Annotated in this window: 18 protein-coding genes; 7 read left to right on the forward strand and 11 right to left on the reverse strand. The window is 70.2% G+C overall.

The window, feature by feature from the left end:
* Positions 1-14 precede the first annotated feature (14 nt).
* Genes AC5RUW_RS09780 through AC5RUW_RS09790 form a run of 3 tightly spaced genes read right to left on the reverse strand, consistent with a single transcriptional unit; the run spans position 15 to position 1905 of the window.
* On the reverse strand, positions 15-611 hold the full coding sequence (locus tag AC5RUW_RS09780; protein WP_494160507.1) for a DUF3618 domain-containing protein: 597 nt from the start codon (positions 609-611) through the stop codon (positions 15-17).
* Positions 608-1030, reverse strand: coding sequence for a phage holin family protein (locus tag AC5RUW_RS09785; protein ID WP_494160508.1), 423 nt, complete (start codon positions 1028-1030; stop codon positions 608-610). The genes AC5RUW_RS09780 and AC5RUW_RS09785 overlap by 4 nt, the downstream gene beginning before the upstream one ends.
* Positions 1027-1905: a hypothetical protein gene (locus tag AC5RUW_RS09790; protein WP_494160509.1), complete on the reverse strand. Its 879-nt coding sequence runs from the start codon at positions 1903-1905 to the stop codon at positions 1027-1029. Before AC5RUW_RS09790 ends, AC5RUW_RS09785 begins: the two co-directional genes overlap by 4 nt.
* A 223-nt stretch (positions 1906-2128) precedes the next feature.
* On the opposite strand from AC5RUW_RS09790, the gene AC5RUW_RS09795 reads away from it, so the two are divergent.
* Positions 2129-3598, forward strand: coding sequence for a glutamate-cysteine ligase family protein (locus AC5RUW_RS09795; RefSeq protein ID WP_494160510.1), 1470 nt, complete (start codon positions 2129-2131; stop codon positions 3596-3598).
* A 171-nt stretch (positions 3599-3769) separates the two neighbouring features.
* Positions 3770-4339 (forward strand): Hsp20/alpha crystallin family protein, encoded by a 570-nt coding sequence (locus AC5RUW_RS09800; RefSeq protein ID WP_494160511.1) that lies wholly within the window; start codon positions 3770-3772, stop codon positions 4337-4339.
* 104 nt (positions 4340-4443) lie between these two features.
* On the opposite strand, the gene AC5RUW_RS09805 is transcribed toward AC5RUW_RS09800, so the two are convergent.
* From AC5RUW_RS09805 to purH, 3 genes are all read right to left on the reverse strand, one after another.
* On the reverse strand, positions 4444-5430 hold the full coding sequence (locus AC5RUW_RS09805; RefSeq protein ID WP_494160512.1) for a bile acid:sodium symporter family protein: 987 nt from the start codon (positions 5428-5430) through the stop codon (positions 4444-4446).
* Between the two features lie 119 nt (positions 5431-5549).
* On the reverse strand, positions 5550-6770 hold the full coding sequence (locus AC5RUW_RS09810) for an NADP-dependent isocitrate dehydrogenase (protein WP_494007741.1): 1221 nt from the start codon (positions 6768-6770) through the stop codon (positions 5550-5552).
* 199 nt (positions 6771-6969) lie between these two features.
* Positions 6970-8571 (reverse strand): bifunctional phosphoribosylaminoimidazolecarboxamide formyltransferase/IMP cyclohydrolase, encoded by a 1602-nt coding sequence (gene purH / locus AC5RUW_RS09815; RefSeq protein WP_494160513.1) that lies wholly within the window; start codon positions 8569-8571, stop codon positions 6970-6972.
* 221 nt (positions 8572-8792) lie between these two features.
* Between purH and AC5RUW_RS09820 the strand changes: the two genes are divergently transcribed.
* Positions 8793-10145 (forward strand): MFS transporter, encoded by a 1353-nt coding sequence (locus AC5RUW_RS09820; protein WP_494160514.1) that lies wholly within the window; start codon positions 8793-8795, stop codon positions 10143-10145.
* A gap of 31 nt (positions 10146-10176) precedes the next feature.
* On the opposite strand, the gene purN is transcribed toward AC5RUW_RS09820, so the two are convergent.
* Positions 10177-10755 (reverse strand): phosphoribosylglycinamide formyltransferase, encoded by a 579-nt coding sequence (gene purN, locus AC5RUW_RS09825; RefSeq protein ID WP_494160515.1) that lies wholly within the window; start codon positions 10753-10755, stop codon positions 10177-10179.
* A gap of 39 nt (positions 10756-10794) precedes the next feature.
* Between purN and AC5RUW_RS09830 the strand changes: the two genes are divergently transcribed.
* Positions 10795-11223: a hypothetical protein gene (locus tag AC5RUW_RS09830; RefSeq protein WP_494160516.1), complete on the forward strand. Its 429-nt coding sequence runs from the start codon at positions 10795-10797 to the stop codon at positions 11221-11223.
* Positions 11224-11265: 42 nt separating this feature from the next.
* On the opposite strand, the gene AC5RUW_RS09835 is transcribed toward AC5RUW_RS09830, so the two are convergent.
* A complete protein-coding gene (locus tag AC5RUW_RS09835; RefSeq protein WP_494160517.1) occupies positions 11266-12549 on the reverse strand; it encodes a cell division protein PerM in 1284 nt (427 codons plus the stop codon).
* A gap of 122 nt (positions 12550-12671) precedes the next feature.
* Complete coding sequence (locus AC5RUW_RS09840; RefSeq protein WP_494160518.1) at positions 12672-13424, reverse strand: TSUP family transporter; 753 nt, start codon at positions 13422-13424, stop codon at positions 12672-12674.
* Between the two features lie 22 nt (positions 13425-13446).
* On the opposite strand from AC5RUW_RS09840, the gene AC5RUW_RS09845 reads away from it, so the two are divergent.
* Both AC5RUW_RS09845 and AC5RUW_RS09850 read left to right on the forward strand, forming a co-directional pair.
* Complete coding sequence (locus tag AC5RUW_RS09845; RefSeq protein WP_494160519.1) at positions 13447-14088, forward strand: DUF1684 domain-containing protein; 642 nt, start codon at positions 13447-13449, stop codon at positions 14086-14088.
* Positions 14089-14128: 40 nt separating this feature from the next.
* Complete coding sequence (locus AC5RUW_RS09850) at positions 14129-14932, forward strand: MSMEG_6728 family protein (RefSeq protein WP_494160520.1); 804 nt, start codon at positions 14129-14131, stop codon at positions 14930-14932.
* A gap of 13 nt (positions 14933-14945) precedes the next feature.
* Here AC5RUW_RS09850 and AC5RUW_RS09855 read toward each other — a convergent pair whose 3' ends face one another.
* Together AC5RUW_RS09855 and AC5RUW_RS09860 are read right to left on the reverse strand one after the other, a co-directional pair.
* Positions 14946-16007, reverse strand: coding sequence for a LacI family DNA-binding transcriptional regulator (locus AC5RUW_RS09855; RefSeq protein ID WP_494160521.1), 1062 nt, complete (start codon positions 16005-16007; stop codon positions 14946-14948).
* Between the two features lie 5 nt (positions 16008-16012).
* Positions 16013-17737, reverse strand: coding sequence for a glycoside hydrolase family 13 protein (locus AC5RUW_RS09860; RefSeq protein WP_494160522.1), 1725 nt, complete (start codon positions 17735-17737; stop codon positions 16013-16015).
* A 278-nt stretch (positions 17738-18015) separates the two neighbouring features.
* Between AC5RUW_RS09860 and AC5RUW_RS09865 the strand changes: the two genes are divergently transcribed.
* Complete coding sequence (locus tag AC5RUW_RS09865; protein ID WP_494160523.1) at positions 18016-19305, forward strand: sugar ABC transporter substrate-binding protein; 1290 nt, start codon at positions 18016-18018, stop codon at positions 19303-19305.
* The last annotated feature ends 37 nt before the right edge of the window (positions 19306-19342 follow it).

Consider the following 19342-nt stretch of genomic DNA (forward strand, 5'->3'; position numbering starts at 1 on the left):
CGTTGGGCGTCGCGCTAGGAGCCGCGGACGTCGTCGGCGGCGCCGGCCGCGTGGTCACGTACGTCGGACGCCGCGGCCTGTCCTTCGCCGCGGACAGTGTCCGCGGCGCCCGCTGCCGTTTCCTTCACGTTCTCCACGGCTTCCTGGGCCGGTTCCTTCAGGCCCTCGGCCACTTCCCGGGCGGCGTCGGCGAGCTGGCCGGTCATGGGCTCCGCGGCCGTCTTCAGGTTGTCGGCCGCCTCGCGCTCCTTCTCGCTTGCCGGAATCAGGGACGCGGCCAGCAGTCCGGCGCCGAAGGCGATCAGTCCGGCGGCCAGGGGGTTGCCCTGGGCCTTGTCCGCTGCCCTCCGCGGGGCACCGGTGACGGCGTCGGAGGCCTGGGACAGGCTGTCCTGGGCGCTGGCGGCCTGGCCCTGCACCGAATCACTCATGTCTGACGCCTTTCCCATGACCTTGTCCTTCGCGCCGAATACGGCGTCCCTCACCTTGTCCTTCTGGCGGTTCACCACGTTGGACGGGGTGACCTTGTCCGCGACGGCGTCCACATTGGTTCCGAGCCGGCGTCGGGTCGCTTCGATCTCGGCACGGATGGCATCCGGGTTTTCGCTCATGGTGTCTCCTCGTTCGGCTTGAGGGTCGGGGGAATCTCCTGGAGTGTCTGCTGGGTCTGGGGCATGCCGCGGACAGCCTTGAGTTCCGTCCGCCCGCGGGCGGCGAGAACGGCCGCGACGACGGCCCAAATGACGGCCACGATCACGGCGGACCAGCCCAGGCCCAGCCAGAGCCCAAGCGCCCACCACAGGGCGACGGAGAGGAACAGCAGGACAAACCAGCCGGCAACCGCGGCGCCGGTCAGCAGGCCCGCTCCCTTGCCGGCGCGGCCGGTGGTCTGCTTCAGCTCGGCTTTCGCCAGTTCCAGCTCCTGGCGCATCAGGGTGGACATGTCCTGGCTGACCTGGCCCAACAGGTCACCCAGGGAGGTTGTGTCCGCCTTCTGCTGGGCGGCGGTGGGAGGTACTTCCGAACTCATGAGTGACGACCGCCTGCGTAGGGGTCAACGGGGCCGCGGTCACCGGGCTGCGTCGGCGGGAGCAGGTCCTCGGGCACCCGGTGCTGCGGCGACGGGGTCTCGGGGAACCCATGAGTCCCGTCGGCGGGGGGAACGGGAGCGGGCGGCACGGGCGCAGCGCCGGCCGGACCGGCGCTGGCTGCCGGTGCGGGAGCCGGCGGCACCGCCGGGCCCGGCGGTGCCGCCGGCGTGGCCGGTGCGGCGGCGGGGGGAACGGCGGGCGCAGCCGGAATGGAGGCAGTCGGAGCCGACGGCTGCGCGGTGCCTGAGCCGGGGGCCCCGGCGCTCAGGCTCTTCGTCAGGCGTCCGGCGAGCAGCCCGGCTCCGGCGGCGAGGGCGAGGAAGGCTCCCGGGCGGCGTCGGGCGAAGTCCTTGACCTCGCTGACAAGGGAGCCGGGGTCCCTGCCGTCCAGCCATGAGGCTGCGGAGGAGGTGCGGTCGGCGACCTGGCGGACCAGGTCCGCGGCGACGCCGGGCTGGTCGGACGAGCGCGCCATGCTCTGCAGCTCGTCGGCCACCGAACGCAGGCCCTCGGCCACCTTCTGCTGCTGGGCGCCGGCCTGCTCGGTCAGGTCCGCGCGGGCCTGGTCATATAGGTCCCTGGCGTTGGTCTTCACCTCGGAGGCGACTTCCGCCGCCTGTTCCTTGGCGGTGGAGGCAACCTGCTGGGCGCTGTCCGCAGCGTGCTGGGCGACGTCGCCGGCCTGCGCCTTCGCGGCGTCGGCCTGCTGCTTCACGGCTTCGGTGCGGGACTGGCCTTCGGCGCCATCAGTGGTATCTGCCGGCAGCGGTGCCGCTGCGTGGCTTCCCTGGCCGGGATTGGCGTTCTCTGTCATCTTCGCCCTTTCTCGTCAAACGACTGCATCTGGGATTCCGATGTTCCGGTGGGATGATCATAAGCACACTTATGATCATCCGGGCAACTCGCTCCCCTTGATCCCTGGCCCTCCAAGCGGTCTGCGCTGCTCCTCGCGGGGCGGGTGTTGACCGGAACGCGACGGTGTATTTCCGGTTCCCGGAACGCTATACATCCCCTATCCGCCGTGGTTATCTTCATCCATGGGCGCGGAAGTCAACAGCAGGGAATTCAGCCGTGAGCAGCGGACCCGGTACCGGCAGCGGCTGTTGGAGAACCTCGACCGCTTTGCCAGGTTCCTGGGCACGGCAGAGTTCGCGGATTCGGCCTGCATCGGGCTTGAGCTGGAGCTGAACCTCATCAACAAGGACGGCTCCCCCGCCATGCGCAACGACGCCGTCCTGGACCGTATCGCCGATCCCGCCTTCCAGACGGAGATCGGCGCCTTCAACATCGAGATGAACCACCCGGCCCTCGGGATCGCCGGTGACGGACTGCAGCGCCTCGAGGACAGCCTGCGGAGTCAGCTGAACCGGGCCGAGGAGCAGGCGTCGGGCCTGGAGACGGGGATCCTGATGGTGGGCATCCTGCCTACCCTCAGGCCTGAAATCCTCACGACGGATGAATGGCTCAGCAGCGGCCACCGCTACGCCGCCCTCAACACCTCCGTGCTCCAGGCCCGCGGCGAGGACGTGCTGCTGAACCTGACCGGACCGGAAACCCTGTCCTTCTATGCCGCGAGCATCGCGCCCGAGGCTGCCTGCACCTCGGTCCAGCTGCACCTGGAGCTGCGGCCGGAGGAGTTCGCACCGGCATGGAACGCGGCTCAGGTGATCGCCGCTCCCCAAGTGGCGCTGGCCGCCAACTCTCCGGTTTTCCTGGAGCGCCTGCTCTGGCAGGAGACGCGCATCGAGCTGTTCAAGCAGGCCATCGACACCCGCCCTCCGGAGATGCGCAATCAGGGCGTCCGCCCCCGGGTCTGGTTCGGCGAACGGTGGATCACCTCGATCTTCGACCTGTTCGAGGAAAACGTCCGCTATTTTCCCGCCCTCCTGCCCGAGCTCTCAGACAACTCCGGCGTCCACACGGAGGCGGGGGCTCCCCTGCTGCCGGAACTGAGGCTGCACAACGGAACCGTGTACCGCTGGAACCGGCCGATCTACGACCCGGGGGGCCGGGTGCCGAACCTCCGGCTGGAGAACCGGGTGCTGCCGGCCGGGCCGACGGTCCTGGACGTGGTGGCGAATGCGGCCTTCTTCTACGGGCTGATGCAGGTGATGCGAACCTCGGAGCGACCCCTGTGGACGCGCATGGCATTCAAGACCGCCACCGAGAACTTCCTGGCCTGCGCCCGGCGCGGACTGGCGGCGTCGGTGTACTGGCCGGGCATCGGAGAGATCCCGGTGGCGGAACTGATCCTCCGTCACCTGCTACCCGAGGCGGAGCGCGGGCTGCGCGAACTCGGCGTGGACGACGCCCTGGTGGACCGGTACCTGAACGTGCTCCGCGAACGGGCCCGCACCGAGCGCAACGGCGCCGCGTGGCAGTCCGAGACGGTCCTGGCCCTGGAGGCGGAGGGAATGGACCGCCCCGACGCCCTGGCGGAGATGACCCGGCGCTATCGGGAGCTCATGCACAGCAACGATCCGGTCCATCTGTGGCCCGCGGCATGATTTCCGTTCCGGCGCCGGGCGTTTTTGGCGCGGAGTCTGGCACTCTACACACCCGAGTGCTAACGTTATTGCCATCTTGAGCCCTTCGGACTCAAGTTATCGACCCTTCTGCAGCGCTAAGAACTACCACCGGCCCGACCGGCGGGCGGTGTGAACAAGGAGTTGATGACAATGGCCATGAAATTCGATCCGTTCCGGGAACTCGACCGGATGGCGGGCGCCCTCCTGGATCCCCGCCAGCGGCTGCGGCTGATGCCCATAGACCTGTACCGGCAGGGCGACCACTACATTCTCAACGCCGATTTGCCCGGCATCGACCCCGGCTCCGTGGACGTCGACGTGGACGGGCAGCTGCTGACGATCCGCGCCGAGCGGACCATCAATGTGCCTGACGGCGCGACCTGGCTGACCCGCGAGCGGGAATCCGGCACCTTCCTGCGGCAGCTGAACCTCGGCCAGGGCATCGATATCGACAACATCTCCGCACGTTACGAAAACGGCGTGCTGAGCGTGCACATCCCGGTATCAGAGCGCGCCAAGCCGCGGAAGATCGAGGTCTCGGCGTCCTACAAGGACGGCGAGACGATTTCCGGCTCGGCCACCAGCGAACCGGCGTCGGTCAGCAGCAGCTCCTCCTCGGGCAGCGGCATGTCCTCCGGCGGATCCGGGTCCATGGGCGGGGGCTCCGAAGGCGGCTCCGGCGGCCATGGCTCAGCCGGAACCCCGGGGTCGGGCAGCTGAGGCCGGAAATCGGCGCATTGACACGCTGATGCAGTGATCACGGCAGGGAGCCGGGGCGAAGGCACATGCTTTCCCCGGCTCCCTGCCGTGTCCGGCCGCCGGGGTCAGCGCGGAGCGGGTTCCTCCACCCGGGCGGCGGCGCCGCTGCGTCGCCAGATGGCGGCCATCAGGGCGCCGGAGACGTTGTGCCAGACGGAGAACACCGCGCCCGGCAGCGCGGCCTCGGGGGCGAAGTAGGTCTTGGCCAGCCCGGCTGCCAGCCCCGAGTTCTGCATGCCCACCTCCACCGCCATGGTGCGGCGGGACGGCACCGGCAGCCGGAAGGCCTTGGCCGCGCCGTAGCCGAGCGCATAGCCCAACGCGTTGTGCAGCACCACGGCCAGCAGGATCAGCAGGCCGGCGCTGAAGATCGCCTCGGCGCTGCCGGCGACGACGGCGATCACCACGAAGGTGATCGCTGCCACCGAGACCCAGGGCAGGGCGGGCAGGACGCGGTCCACCAGCCGCGGCAGGAGTGCCCGCACGGCCAGCCCCAGGACCACCGGGACCAGCACGATCTGCACGATCGACAGCGCCATGGACGCCGGATCCACGGGCAGGTACTGTCCGGCCAGCCAGAGAGTGAGCAGCGGGGTGAACAGCGGGGCCAGCAGCGTGGAGACGCTCGTCATGGCCACTGACAGGGCGACGTTGCCGCGGGCCAGGTAGGTCACGACGTTGGAGGCGGTGCCGCCCGGCGCGCAGCCGACGAGAATGACCCCGGCGGCCAGGGCCGGCGGCAGTCCCAGGGCGGCGGAGATCGCCCAGCCGAGCAGGGGCATGATCAGGTACTGAGCCAGCACTCCGAGGAGCACGGGAAGGGGCTGGCGGACCACGAGCCCGAAGTCCGGCAGGGTCAGGGTCAGGCCCATGCCGAACATGATGAGCATCAGGCCCGGGTTGATGAACGGGGACAGCCCTGTGAAGGGATCCGGAAAGAACAGGGCCACCGCTCCTCCGGCCAGGATGAGCAGGGGGAAGAGCGTGACGGCCACCCGGGCGCTGCGTTCCTCGGCGCGGCGGGCGGTCTCCGCAGGCTGGTTCGTTGGCATCCCCATATGCTGGCACCGCACCCGGGGGCCTGCGACTTTGTTACGGGCGCGTTAACGCCGTTCGGCGCGGCCCCTTCCGCGGGGCCGCGCCGAACGCGGTTGCACTGATCCGGTCGGATCTAGCCCAGGCGGGCCTTGAGGTTCTCGTCCAGTGCGGCGAGGAAGTCCTCGGTGGTGAGCCATTCCTGGTCCTTGCCCACGAGCAGGGCCAGGTCCTTGGTCATCTTGCCGGACTCGACGGTCTTGACGACGACGTCTTCCAGGGTCTCGGCGAAGTTGATGACCTCGGGGGTGTTGTCCAGCTTGCCGCGGTGCATCAGGCCACGGGTCCACGCGAAGATCGAGGCGATCGGGTTGGTGGAGGTGGGCTTGCCCTGCTGGTGCTGGCGGTAGTGGCGGGTCACCGTACCGTGGGCCGCTTCAGCCTCGACGGTCTTGCCGTCCGGGGTCATCAGCACGGAGGTCATCAGGCCGAGCGAGCCGAAGCCCTGGGCCACGGTGTCGGACTGGACGTCGCCGTCGTAGTTCTTGCAGGCCCAGACGTAGCCGCCTTCCCACTTCATGGCCGAAGCGACCATGTCGTCGATCAGGCGGTGCTCGTAGGTGAGGCCGGCGGCTTCGAACTGGTCCTTGAACTCGTTGTCGAAGACCTCCTGGAACAGGTCCTTGAACTGGCCGTCGTAGGCCTTCAGGATCGTGTTCTTGGTGGAGAGGTACACCGGGTAGTTGCGCTGCAGGCCGTAGGCGAAGGAAGCGCGGGCGAAGTCCTTGATGGACTCGTTGAAGTTGTACATGCCCATCGCCACGCCGCCCTCTTCGGGGTAGGTGACAACCTGCTGCTTGATCTCCTCGCCGCCGTCGGCGGGGGTGTAGGTCAGCGTCAGGGTGCCGGCGCCGGGAACCTTGAAGTTGGTGGCCTTGTACTGGTCGCCGTGTGCGTGGCGGCCGATGATGATCGGCTTGTTCCAGCCCGGAACCAGACGCGGGATGTTGGAGATGATGATCGGCTCGCGGAAGACCACGCCGCCCAGGATGTTGCGGATGGTCCCGTTCGGGGACACCCACATCTTCTTCAGGCCGAATTCCTCGACGCGTGCCTCGTCAGGGGTGATGGTGGCGCACTTGACGCCCACGCCGTGTTCCTTGATGGCGTTCGCGGCGTCGATGGTGACCTGGTCGTTGGTCGCGTCGCGGTTCTGGATGGAGAGGTCGTAGTACTTCAGGTCGACATCCAGGTAGGGGTTGATCAGGCGGTCCTTGATGAACTGCCAAATGATGCGGGTCATCTCATCGCCGTCGAGCTCGACGACGGAGCCTACGACCTTGATCTTCTCAGCCACACAAACTCCTAGTGTGATTCGTGGGCCCCGGACATGACTTTTGGCATGACGGAGCCCGTCCATTCTTGGTCTGGTTTCTGCCTCAACTATGCCACAGCGCACGTTTGCGCCCCTAAACCGGGTCGCCGGCGGAACGCCATTGCGGCGCCGGACTGCGGCGGCCGGCGGGGCGGGCCCTCGGCCCGCCCCGCCGAACTGCTTAGTGGAAGAAGTGCCGGGCGCCGGTGAAGTACATGGTGATGCCGGCGGCCTGAGCAGCGTCGATGACCTCATGGTCCCGCACCGACCCGCCCGGCTGGACGACGGCGCGCACGCCGGCGTCGATCAGGATCTGCAGTCCGTCGGCGAAGGGGAAGAAGGCGTCCGACGCCGCCACCGAGCCGCGGGCGCGGTCCGCGCCGTCGGGCCCGAGCGTGTTGGCCCGCTCCACGGCAAGGCGGCAGGAATCCACCCGGTTGACCTGGCCCATGCCCACGCCCACCGATGCACCGTCGCGGGCCAGCAGGATGGCGTTGGACTTGGCGGCGCGCACCGCGCGCCAGGCGAACGCGAGGTCCGCCAGTTCGGCGTCGTCGGCGGCCGGCCCGCTGGCCAGGGTCCAGTTCGCCGGGTCATCGCCCTCGGCCTGCAGCGCGTCACGCTTCTGCACGAGCATGCCGCCGGAGACCTGGCGCAGCTCGGCGTCGATCTTCCCGTATCCCTCGGGCAGGGCGAGCAGGCGGATGTTCTTCCTGGCCGAGAGGATCTGCACCGCTTCCGGTTCGAAGTCCGGGGCGATGACCACTTCGGTGAAGATGTCCTTGACGGACTCGGCCATGCCGGCGGTGACGGTGCGGTTGGCGGCGATCACCCCGCCGAAGGCCGAGACCGGATCGCAGGCGTGGGCCTTCCGGTGTGCGTCGGCAATGGGGTCGGCCGCGCCGGTAGTCGCGACGGCGACCCCGCACGGGTTGGCGTGCTTGATGATGGCCACGGCCGGCTCGTCAAAGTCGAAGGCGGCGCGCAGCGCGGCGTCGGCGTCGACGTAGTTGTTGTAGGACATGGCCTTGCCGTGCAGCTGGTCGGCCTGCGCGATGCCCTGCGCAGCGGCCTTGTCCACGTAGAGGGCGGCGTCCTGGTGCGGGTTCTCGCCGTAGCGCAGCACCTCGGAGCGCTCCAGCGCCAGGCCGGCATAGGGCGGCCAGGCGCCGTCGCCGCCGAACTGCTCGGCGGTCCAGGTCGCGACGGCGGTGTCGTAGGCGGCGGTGTGGGCGAACGCGTCGGCGGCGAGGCGGCGGCGCTGGCCCAGCGTGAAGCCGCCTTCGGCCGCGGCGGCCACGACGTCGCCGTAGCGGGCCGGGTCGACCACGACCGCGACGGAGGGGTGGTTCTTGGCGGCGGCGCGCACCATCGAGGGGCCGCCGATGTCGATCTGTTCCACGACCTCGTCCTGGCCGGCGCCCGAGGCCACGGTCTCCACGAACGGATACAGGTTCACCACCACCAGGTCGAAGGCCTCGATGCCCAGCGCCTCGAGCTGCTCTACATGGTCGGCGCGGCGGCGGTCGGCCAGGATGCCGGCGTGCACCCGCGGATGCAGCGTCTTGACCCGCCCGTCCAGGCATTCCTCAAAGCCGGTCACTTCGGCGACCTCGGTGACCGCGACGCCTGCCGCCGCAATCTGCTTCGCGGTGGAACCGGTGGAGACGATGCTGACGCCGGCGGCGGCCAGGCCCGTGGCGAGCTCGGTGAGCCCCGTCTTGTCATAGACCGAAATCAGGGCCCGGCGGATGGGAACACGGTCAAGGGGGGCGTTGTTCACGAAGGCACTCCAGATGATGGGGTTCGGCGATACGGACCCTCCGGCGCCTCGGATCGGGGCCGGGCGGGCCTGGGGCCAGTCTATGCCGGGGCCGGCGGCGGGCTGCAGGCCGCTGGTAACAGAACCTCGCCGGAGGGTCGCAATCGTACCGAATCATCCGGCCGTCGGCCGGTAGAGTACTGCCGTCCTGCTTCTTCCTTCCTCCTTCCGGAAAGCTGTCCATGACGACATCCCAGCTCCTGCCCACCGGCGACCAGGTGGTGCAGGACCTGCCCTGGCGCTGGCGTGTCCAGGGCCGCATCTTCCTCATCGGCGGCCTCGGCTTCATGTTTGACGCGTGGGACGTGACGCTCAACGGCGTGCTGATTCCGCTGCTCTCGGACCACTGGGACCTGGCCCCGGCCCAGGCGGCCTGGATCGGCACCGCCAACCTGCTGGGCATGGCGATCGGCGCCTTCGTGTGGGGCTCGATCGCGGACCTGATCGGCCGGAAGGCGGCCTTTTCGGCAACCCTGCTCGTGTTTTCAGTCTTCACCGTGGCCGGCGCTTTCGCCCCGGACATCGCCTGGTTCTGCGTCTTCCGATTCCTGGCCGGCTTCGGGCTCGGCGGATGCGTTCCCGTGGACTACGCGCTGGTGGGCGAATTCACGCCCCGGCGGCAGCGTGGCAGGGTGCTGGCGGCGATGGACGGCTGGTGGCCGGTGGGTGCGGCCCTGTGCGGCGCCGTCTCCGCCCTGATCATGGCGACGGTCGCCGACTGGCGCTGGACCATGCTGATCATGGTCCTGCCGGCACTGCTGGTGTTCTGGGTGCGCCGTTCCGTCCCCGAATCGCCGCTCTTCCTGGTGCGGCGGGGCCGGACGGAGGAGGCCCGCGCCGTCATCGACGGGCTGGTCCGCGCCACCGGCGCCGAAGAGCGGCCCTGGCGGATGCCCGACGCCGCTCCCGCCGAACGCGTCGGGCCGGCGGCCCTGGGCCATCAGCTCTCCGAGCTGTGGCGCTGGAACTGGAAGGTCACCGGGGTGGCCTGGGCGCTGTTCATGACCATCCTGCTGGTGTACTACCTCGCGAACCAGTGGATGCCGAAGATCCTGGTGGATGCCGGCTTTGCGGTGTCCGCCGCGTTCCTCACCACCTCCGTCATGGCGGCCGCCGGGCTGGTCGGCGTGGTCGTGGCTGCCCTGCTCGTGGACCGATTCGGCCGGAAACCGGTGCTGAGTCTTTCGGCGCCGGCCGCTGCGGGGCTGCTGATCGTGCTTGGGCTGGTTACGGACGTGCCTGCGGCAGTGGTGGCCTGCGTGGTCGTCTTCGGGGTGGTCATCCAAGTGGCCATCCCGGTGCTGTACACCTATGTCTCGGAGCTGTATCCGACCCACCTGCGCGCGGCAGGGTTCGGCTGGGCATCCACGGCCTCCCGGGTTGCGGCCGGGTTCGGCCCGCTGCTGTTCGTTTCCGTGCTCTGGCCCTACCTTGGGCTGCCGCTGTCATTCGCGCTGGCCGCGGCCCTGGTACTGCTGGCCGTGCTGTGGATGGCCCGGAGTGCCCCGGAGACCCGCGAGGCGGCGCTGGCCTAGCTTCCCGGCCGGATCGGCCGGGACGGCCGGTTCAGGCAGCCGGCAGCCCGTCGGCCGCAAACCGGGCCAGGGTCTCGATCAGCAGCTGCCGCTCCTGGACCTTGATCCGCTCGTGCAGGCTTTCCTCGGTGTCCCCGTCGCGGACCTCGACGGCGGCCTGCGCGATGATCGGGCCGGTGTCCACCCCGGCGTCGGCCCAGTGCACGGTGCAGCCGGTGACCTTCACACCGTAGGCCAGCGCGTCCCGCACGCCGTGCGCGCCGGGGAAGGAGGGCAGCAGTGCCGGATGGGTGTTCAGGTAGCGGCCTGCGAAGGTGTCGATGAAGTCCGCATCCACTATCCGCATGAACCCCGAGGACAGCACCAGGTCCGGCCGGTATGAGGCGACCTGTGCGGTCAGCGCCCGGTTCCACTCGGCGCGGTCGGCGTAGTCGCGGAAGTTCACCACGAAGGTTTCGCAGCCGGCGTCGGCCGCCCGCTGCACCCCTCCGGTGCCGTGCCGGTCCGCGCCGACCGCGGCGATCTCCACGTCCAGGCTGCCCTCCGCCACGGCGTCGAGGACCGCCTGGAGGTTGGACCCGGTGCCGGAAACGAGGACGACGATGCGCATGCGTCAACCTTAGGCGAGCCCGTCGCCTACCCTTAAACCATGACCGCACCCGGCCAGACTCCCCCGCCCGCCCGCCCTTCGGCCCCTCGCCGTCCTCCCGAGGACCAGGCGCGGGAGGCCCGCAACTACCTCGGTTTGTTCACGCTGCTGGTCCTGGGCCTGGCCCTTTCCAGCAACCTCGTGCTGCCGTGGAAGCTGGTGCCGCTGGTGCTCGGCGTCGCGGCGCTCGTGATCGGGGTCATGACGCTGGTCAAGCTGGTCCGCCTGAAGTCGCGGCCGCTGCTGACGGTCACCACGGTGCTGCTGCTGGGCATGAGCGCCATGATGACGCTGCTGATGGCCGTCATGGTCGCGGCGTGGCCGCTGACCGCGTCCTGGGAGCAGTGCCGTACCGGCGCGCTGACGCTGCAGGCGCAGGAGGCGTGCGACGCCGAGCTGAGCGAGTCCGCCGGCGTCAGCATGCCCTGAGGCCTTCGCAGGCCTGACGCCGCGCCGGCTCCGGTGAGGCGGCTACCGCTTCTCCCGCTCCAGCCAGGGACCGGCCGCGTACCCGATGACCACGCCCACCGCGACCTCCGCGGCGATCAGGAGCCCGGTCCACAGCGGGTCCGGCCCGAGCTCGGTGAAGCGCCCGATGCCCAGTGAGCCGCGGCTGACCAGGGCCACGGCCGCCGCCAGCAGGCCGCTGACCAGCCCCACCAGGATCCCCAGCACCACGGTGGAGGCCGGAGCGGTGAACCAGCGGGCATGGATGCGGATGGACAGCCATTCATCGAAGTGGTTCTCGCCTTCGCGCAGGAACCACCAGCCCGCCAGCACTCCGGCCAGCACCGGAAGCAGGAGTGCGGCGTACCCGTATTCGAGGGTTCCGCCGGGCAGCGCGGCAAGCACCGGCACCGCGGGCAGCGGGCCGACGGCGGTCTCCAGGGGGCTGACGCTGCTGCCCGCGCCCAGCGCGAACCCGGCGCCCGAGGACCAGCCCAGCGCCCAGCCCACGAAGTTGGGCATCAGGCCCAGCTGGGCCACCGTCAGCACGACGCCGCCGATCAGCCCGGCGTCCAGGTGCTGGTATACGGTTGCCACCTCGGCCCAGTGCAGGCCGAGGCAGACGGCCAGCAACGCCGCCGCCAGCCCTGTCGCGGCAACGGCGCCCACGGTTCCCGCACGCACGACCGCCCACAGGTAGGAGCCTGCCCACCGCGAATGCTGGCTGGTGCGGGAGACCCAGGCGGCCACATCCACGCCGAAGAGCCGTTCCCAGGACCCGGCTTCCCGCCGCAGGCCGATGACCAGCCCCAGCCCGGAGGCCAGCAGGGGCACCAGCGCCCCCGCCACCGGCGAGATGCTGACCTCCTCGTTGGAGGAGAACCAGGCGGTGACGCCGCCGGCCGCCGCATAGATGCCGAGCGCGCCGAGCAGCGCCTGCCAGAGCTGGTCCGTGTAGCTGGCGCGGGCCAGGCGGCGCCCGGCCCGCCAGGCCAGGAAAAACGGCAGCAGGGTCAGGCCGAGCGGAACCAGCGAGAGCAGGCCGGAGGCCGCCTCGGGGGCGACTTCTCCCGGCGCGAAGGTCAGGGTCAGCGGTACACCGTGGATCAGCAGCCAGGCCTGCCCGGCCAGGCGGGCCAGGGAGCCGAAGTCCCGGTCGGTGAATCCGTCGGCAAACCAGACGCCGGTCAGCGGCAGCACGACCACCAGGGCGGAGATCACGGCGGCCTGGCCAAGCTCAAAGGCGCCCTGCAGCCACAGCGGCATGGGTAGAACGCCCGGCCCCTTGGGGCGGGTAAAGAGTTTCATCCCCTCTATCGTGCCACCAGCGGCCCGGCCCGCGGCTGAGGAGGCCGGCGTGAGTCCACATCCGCCTTCCCCGGCGGGACCGCGGCAGCCGGCGGCAGCCGCCGGCGCGCCCGCCCGGCCGGTTAGCCCGCCAGGTCCAGGATGCCCTTGATCAGGGCCGCGCCGGCGCCGAAGAACGCAAAGACGATCACGGCGGCGCGGGCCTGCTCGTCCCGGATCCGGCGCTGGAGCCGTTCACCGGCGTAGATGCCGCCGACGATCATCAGGATGATCAACGCCCAGGCCCAGGGCGCGAACGGGGGCATGTGCCCGGGATCCAGCGAGAGCTTGGTGGCGAGCGTGACCGCCGCGATCGAGACGAAGAAGGGCTGCAGCGTCGCGGCGAACGGCCGCTGCGGCCAGCGCGACAGCAGCGCATAGGCGCTGACGGAGGGCCCGCCGACGCCGGCGACGGCGTTGGTCACTCCCGAGGTGAAACCCGCGACGACCTTGGCGGTGTTGCCCCTGACGACCACGCTGGTCCGGGTCAGCAGCAGCGAGACGGACAGGGCCGCCAGCACGACCGACCCGACGATGACCGCCATCGGCGCGGCGGGCAGGTAGACCGCCGCCACGGAGGCCGGGATGCTGCCCAGCACCGCGGGAATCACCAGCCACCGGAACATGCTCCAGTCCACGTCCCGGTGCACCCGGAACAGGATCAGCAGCGAGGAAACCATTCCGCACACGTTCACCATCAGCACCCCGCCGTGGGCGCCCAGGATGATGACCAAGAACGGTGAAATCAACAGCGCAAAGCCAAGGCCCGCGATCCGCTGCGCCATGGCGCCCAGGAAAATCGCCGCCAGCACAATGATCAGCAGTCCCACACTCACCAGCACATCCTAGGCTGGTTCCATGGTTTCCCCGCTTTTGGCACTTCACACGGCCGATTGGCGCCTGCGCGTCTTCGAGCTGTACGCCCGGGTGCGCGAGGCCGCTGCTGACTCGCCGCCGGCGGCCCACCGGATCTGGCGCGAGGGCCGGGACCGGCTTTTCGCCGACCATCCGGCGTCGCCCCTCTCCCCCGCCGCCCGCGCGGACTTCGGGGGTCTCGCCGTCGCGCCCTATGATCCGTGGCTGCGGGTGCAGGCGGTGCCCGACGAGGACGGCGCGGGCCAGGTGCGCGAGGTCCCCACCGGCACCGACGGCACCGTCCGGTTCGAGCGGCTGGGCACGCTGGCGGCGGACGGCGTCGGCCGGCTGGCGCTGTGGCGCCTGGCCTCGTACGGCGGTGGACTGTTCCTGCCCCTGCATGACGGCAGCTCCGGCCGGCCGGCGGCTGAGGGCGGCAGCTACGGCGGCGGCCGCTACCTGCTGGACACGATCAAGGGCGCGTTCCTGGGCGCCGGCGCGCGGGAGGGCTCGCTGATCCTGGACTTCAACTTCCTGTACAACCCCTCCTGCGCCTACGACCCGGCCTGGGCCTGTCCCCTGCCCGGGCCGGAAAACCGGGTTCCGGCCCCGGTGACGGCCGGCGAGCTGGCCGCCGGGTACTGAGGCCCGCGGGCGGGGCGGGGGCTGCTGGCACACTGGTGGGATGCAGACCTTCCTCCCCTACGCCGACTTCGGGCGCAGCGCGGCCGTGCTGGACCAGCCCCGGCTGGGCAAGCAGCGGGTGGAGACCCTGCAGATCCTGCGCGCGCTGGTGGTGCCGGACTACGGCTGGCAGAACCATCCGGCGACGCTGATGTGGATGGGCCATGTGCCCGCCCTGGTCGCCTACGGCCTGGCGATGGCGGATGAATGGATCCGCCGCGGACATGCCGACACCACCCGGGAGCAGATCCTGGAGTTCGCCCCGGAGGCGGACGCCGGAGACGTCGGCCTGCCGTACTGGGTCGGCGATGAGCGGGTGCACCGCAGCCACCGCTCCAACCTGATCGCCAAGGACCCGGCCTTCTACGGCCCGCGGTTTCCGGACACCGACGGCGGGCTGCCCTACGTCTGGCCGGAACCGCGCACGCTGATCCGGCCACAGGATCCGCCCCGGGGGATCTGGGCGGCGCGGACGGGGCCGCCCGAGCGGGGCCGGGCGCTGATCCGGTTGCCGATGCTCTCGGTGAAGGGCACGCCGGTCACCGGGAAGCGCGGCCGCCAGCTTGCGCGGCTGCTGGAGGACATGGCCGACGGCGATCCGGTGGCGGTGCTGGCCGGGGACCCGTCCGTCGTGCTGCTGGGAACGGCCGGACCGGTGCGGCTGACCAACGACACCGCGGAGCGGGAGGTCCTCCTCACCGGGCAGGCCGCCCGCAGCGACTTCGCCAGCCCGGCACTGCTGCAGGATCCTCGGACGCTGTTCCGGATTCCCGCCCCGCAGCCGGCCGCCGGCCGCACGGACTGAGGCCCCGGCGGCGTCAGGCGTTGGCGTCCGACTCGGCCGGCGGCGTCCGCGGCACGGCGGTGCTGGAGCGGACCACGAACTCGGTCGGATAGTAACCGTGCAGCAGGTCCGGGGCGGGAGCACGGTTCTGCAGCAGCGAGAGGACCGCCGCGACTGCCGCAGCGCCCTGACCGGCCGGATCCTGGCCGATGGTGGTCAGCCCGAAGACCTCCGCCAGCTCATGGTCGTCAATGCCGATCACGGACAGATCCTCCGGCACGCGCAGGCCCAGCTCGCGGGCCGCCAGCAGCGTCCCGACGGCGATTTCATCCGCCGCGCAGAAGATCCCGGTCACCCGGGTGTCCGGATCGGCGAGCAGCCGCTTCGCCGCGGTCCGTCCTCCGGCCACGCTGAACTCCGAGCTTGCCAGCCACTGCGGCTGCACCTCGATTCCCGCTTCGGCCATCGCGTGCAGGTAGCCGTCCTGCCGGGTGCTGCCCATCCGGAAATCACGCTCCAGCTCTTCGCCGCCGCCGATGTGGGCGATGCGCCGGTGCCCCAGGGAGATCAGGTGCCGGGTGGCCAGGGCGGAGATGCTGAACTCATCCACCCGGACCGTGGGGGTCTCCGGCAGCGGGCCGCCGATCGCCACGATCGGCTTGTCCACGGCCCGCAGCTGGCCGAGCTCCTCCTCGGTGAGCCGCAGCGCCACGGTGATGACGGCGTCGAGCCGCTTGCGCCGCAGCATCTCCTTCAGCACGCTTTCCCGGTGGCCCGGCCCGTCGCTGGTGTTGTACAGGGTCAGGTCGTAGCCGGCCTCGATCAGCGCCGACGCCGCCCCCTCCAGGACCTGCGAGAAGTACCAGCGGCCCACGCTGGGCATGACGATGCCGATGTTGCGGCTGCGCCCGGAGGCCAGCGAGGAGGCGTTGTAGGAGATGACGAACCCCAGTTCGTCCGCTGCCTGCTGCACCTTCCTGCGCGTGGCCTCCGAGACCCGTCCGTTGCCGCTCAGCGCCCGGGATACGGTCGCCGCCGACACGCCGGCGCGGGCGGCGACCTCCTTGATGCCGGCTCCCCGGGCATGTTTTTCCACGGATGTCAGGCTAGCCGAAGCCAGACGCTGGTATCCGGGTGGAGCATCCCGTCCCGCCCGGCTTCCGGGTGGCTGCCGAGCAGCAGCTCGCCGGCGGGCAGCTGCACGGGGCCGCCGCCCATGTTCATGACGGCCAGCACGTCGCCGTTCACCAGGGCGATGACGCCGGCGTCGTCGTGCTCCGGCCACCAGGCCAGCGTGCCGTGCCCCAGCGCCAGTTTCCGCCGGAGCCGCAGCGCGGCCTTGTAGAGGTTCAGCGTGGACCCCGGGTCCGCCGCCTGCCGGTCGCGGGCCAGGCCGGCCCAGTCCCCGGGCTGGGGCAGCCAGCTGGCGCCGGAGCTGCTGAACCCGTAGGCGGGCGCATCGGCAGTCCAGGGCAGCGGCACGCGGCAGCCGTCGCGGCCCAGGCGCTCCCCTGAGGTGCGGTGGAAGGTGGGGTCCTGGCGGTGGTCATGGTCGAGCGTGGTGTGGTCCGGCAGGCCCAGTTCCTCGCCCTGGTACAGGTAGACCCCGCCCGGCAGCGCCAGCATGAGCAGCGTCGCGGCGCGGGCCCGGGCCAGGCCGAGCCAGTAGTCGGGCTGCGGATCCGCCGGGCCCAGGCCGTCGCCGGGCCGGGCGTGGCCGCCGGTCATGCCGAAGCGGGAGACGTGCCGGACGACGTCGTGGTTGGACAGCACCCAGGTGGTCGGCGCGCCCACGCGGTCGAAGGCCCGCAGGGAGGACTCGATGATCCGGCGCAGGTCCCAGGCGTTCCACGGGTGGTGCAGGTAGGCGAAGTTGAACGTCTGGTGCATCTCGTCTGGACGGACCCAGTCCGCCAGCCGGTCCAGCGGATCGATGGTGGCCTCGGCGCAGAGCACCCGCTCGCCGTCGTACTCGTTCAGGATGCTGCGCCAGCGGCGGAAGATGTCGTGGATGCCGTCCTGGCCGAACATCGGCGCCTCATGGCCAGGGAAGCCTTCGCTGGAGGAGCCGTCGGCGCGTCCGCCCCAGTCCGGCAGCCCGGACTTCTTGATCAGGGCATGCGCGACGTCCACCCGGAAGCCGCCGACGCCGCGGTCCAGCCAGAAGCGCAGGATCCGTTCGAACTCGTCATGCACGGCGGGGTTGTCCCAGTTGAAGTCCGGCTGCGAGGAGTCGAACAGGTGCAGGTACCACTGCCCCGGCGTGCCGTCCGGTTCGGTGACGCGGGTCCAGGCGGAACCGCCGAAGTGCGACTGCCAGTTGTTCGGGGGCAGCTCGCCGTGCTCGCCCCGGCCGTCGCGGAAGATGAACATCTCGCGGGCGGCGGAGCCGGCCGGCGCGGCCAGGGCGGCCTGGAAGAGCGCGTGCTGGTCGGAGCAGTGGTTCGGCACCAGGTCGACGATGACGCGGATGCCGTGCCGGCCCGCCTCGGCCGTGAGGGCGTCGAAGTCCTCGAGGGTGCCGAAGATCGGATCGACGGCGCAGTAGTCGGCGACGTCGTATCCGGCGTCCTTCTGCGGAGACTTGAAGAAGGGCGAGAGCCAGACGGCGTCGACGTCGAGTTCAGCGAGGGCGGGAATCCCGGCCGTGATGCCGGGCAGATCGCCGATGCCGTCGCCGCGCAGGTCGCGGAAGGAGCGGGGGTAGATCTGGTAGATGACCGAGGAGCGCCACCAGTGGCGGTCCCGTTCGGCCCGCGCGTCATGCACGGGCACGAGGGAGGCTCCCGGCAGCGGTGCGGGGGGAGCGGCAAGAGAGCTAGGCATGCCTTGCATCCTAGGGGAACTACTCACCACTAGTGCAAACGCTTACATAACGAAATGGGCGTGTCTCACTCGGCGGCCCGAGCGCTCCCTTCCTTGCCAAGTGGGCTGATTATGCACCTGTCTGTTCCAGGGGATACTGCCGCTTGGGGACCGCATATTGGGGAACTGGACGAGGGATGTGCACGCGCTTACACTTTCCCCATGCCGCCGTCCGGCCACCGGACCGGCTAACCACGCTTCCCCGTTTCTCACGGGGCCAACACAGAAGAGGTACACCAATGAAGGTGCACACAATGGGTGGGGCTGCCCGCGGCCGCCGCACCCTGGCTCTCGGTGCGGTATCCGTCACCGCCGCCCTCGTCCTCAGTGCCTGCGGCGGATCCGACGCCGGCGAAAACGCCGGGAGCGAAGACCTCGCCTCGGCCGGCGCCACGACGCTCACCATGTGGGTTGACGCCGAGCGCTCCCCCGCCCTGACCGACGTCGCCGCCCGTTTCAAGGAGGACACGGGCATCGAGGTCAAGCTGGTCACCAAGGACTTCCAGCAGGTCTCGGACGATTTCATCACCCAGGTCCCGACCGGCAAGGGCCCGGACCTGATCGTGGGCCCGCACGATTGGCTGGGCAAGTTCGTCCAGAACGGTGTGGTCGCGCCCGTCGAGCTGGGCGACAAGGCGGAGCTGTTCCAGGATTCGGCCATCCAGGCGATGACCTATGAGGGCAACACCTACGGCGTCCCCTACTCCATCGAGAACATCGGACTGCTGCGCAACGCCGACCTCGTTCCCGAGGCCGCGGCCACCATGGATGAAGTCATCGCCAACGGCAAGGCCGCGGTGGCCGACGGCGCCGCGGAGTTCCCGTTCCTGGTGGGCCTGGATCCCAAGCAGGGCGACCCGTACCACCTGTACCCGTTCCAGACGTCCATGGGCGCTCCGGTGTTCGGCACCGACGAGACCGGCGGCTATGACGCCTCCAAGCTCGAGCTGGGCAACCCCGGCGGCGCCGAGTTCGCCGCCAAGCTGCTCGCCTGGGGCGAAGCCGGCGAGGGCATCCTGAACTCCAACATCTCCCCGGACATTGCCAAGGAGAAGTTCAGCGCCGGCGAGTCCCCGTACTTCCTGACCGGCCCGTGGAACGTGCCGGACGCCGTCGACGCCGGCATCAACGTCGTCGTGGATCCGCTGCCTACCGCCGGCGACCTGCCGGCCCAGCCGTTCATCGGCGTCAACGGCTTCTTCATCAGCGCCAAGAGCCAGAACGCGCTGGCCGCGAACGAATTCGCCCTGAACTACCTCACCACCGAGGCCGTGCAGGACGCCATGTTCGAGGCCGGCGGCCGTCCTCCGGCCCTGACCGCCTCCTTCGAGAAGGCCGCCTCCGATCCGGTGGTTGAGGCATTCGGCGCGATCGGTGCCAACGGTGTTCCCATGCCCGCGATCCCGGAAATGGAAGCCGTGTGGGCCGACTGGGGCGGCACTGAGCTGGCCCTGATCAAGGGCGAGGGCGAGCCGGCGTCGGCCTGGGCCGCCATGGTCTCCAACATCGAATCCAAGATCGCCAAGTAGCGGTATTCCGCTCAGGCGGACATCGGGCGGGCGGGGC

The sequence above is a fragment of the Arthrobacter sp. Y3222053 genome, assembly GCF_059092805.1.

Bases quoted from the DNA above. Each gene is read 5' to 3' on its own strand.
- AC5RUW_RS09780 (WP_494160507.1), bottom strand. From the start codon at position 611: ATGAGCGAAAACCCGGATGCCATCCGTGCCGAGATCGAAGCGACCCGA.
- AC5RUW_RS09785 (WP_494160508.1), bottom strand. From the start codon at position 1,030: ATGAGTTCGGAAGTACCTCCCACCGCCGCCCAGCAGAAGGCGGACACA.
- AC5RUW_RS09790 (WP_494160509.1), bottom strand. From the start codon at position 1,905: ATGACAGAGAACGCCAATCCCGGCCAGGGAAGCCACGCAGCGGCACCG.
- AC5RUW_RS09795 (WP_494160510.1), top strand. From the start codon at position 2,129: ATGGGCGCGGAAGTCAACAGCAGGGAATTCAGCCGTGAGCAGCGGACC.
- AC5RUW_RS09800 (WP_494160511.1), top strand. From the start codon at position 3,770: ATGGCCATGAAATTCGATCCGTTCCGGGAACTCGACCGGATGGCGGGC.
- AC5RUW_RS09805 (WP_494160512.1), bottom strand. From the start codon at position 5,430: ATGCCAACGAACCAGCCTGCGGAGACCGCCCGCCGCGCCGAGGAACGC.
- AC5RUW_RS09820 (WP_494160514.1), top strand. From the start codon at position 8,793: ATGACGACATCCCAGCTCCTGCCCACCGGCGACCAGGTGGTGCAGGAC.
- purN (WP_494160515.1), bottom strand. From the start codon at position 10,755: ATGCGCATCGTCGTCCTCGTTTCCGGCACCGGGTCCAACCTCCAGGCG.
- AC5RUW_RS09830 (WP_494160516.1), top strand. From the start codon at position 10,795: ATGACCGCACCCGGCCAGACTCCCCCGCCCGCCCGCCCTTCGGCCCCT.
- AC5RUW_RS09835 (WP_494160517.1), bottom strand. From the start codon at position 12,549: ATGAAACTCTTTACCCGCCCCAAGGGGCCGGGCGTTCTACCCATGCCG.
- AC5RUW_RS09845 (WP_494160519.1), top strand. From the start codon at position 13,447: ATGGTTTCCCCGCTTTTGGCACTTCACACGGCCGATTGGCGCCTGCGC.
- AC5RUW_RS09850 (WP_494160520.1), top strand. From the start codon at position 14,129: ATGCAGACCTTCCTCCCCTACGCCGACTTCGGGCGCAGCGCGGCCGTG.
- AC5RUW_RS09860 (WP_494160522.1), bottom strand. From the start codon at position 17,737: ATGCCTAGCTCTCTTGCCGCTCCCCCCGCACCGCTGCCGGGAGCCTCC.
- AC5RUW_RS09865 (WP_494160523.1), top strand. From the start codon at position 18,016: ATGAAGGTGCACACAATGGGTGGGGCTGCCCGCGGCCGCCGCACCCTG.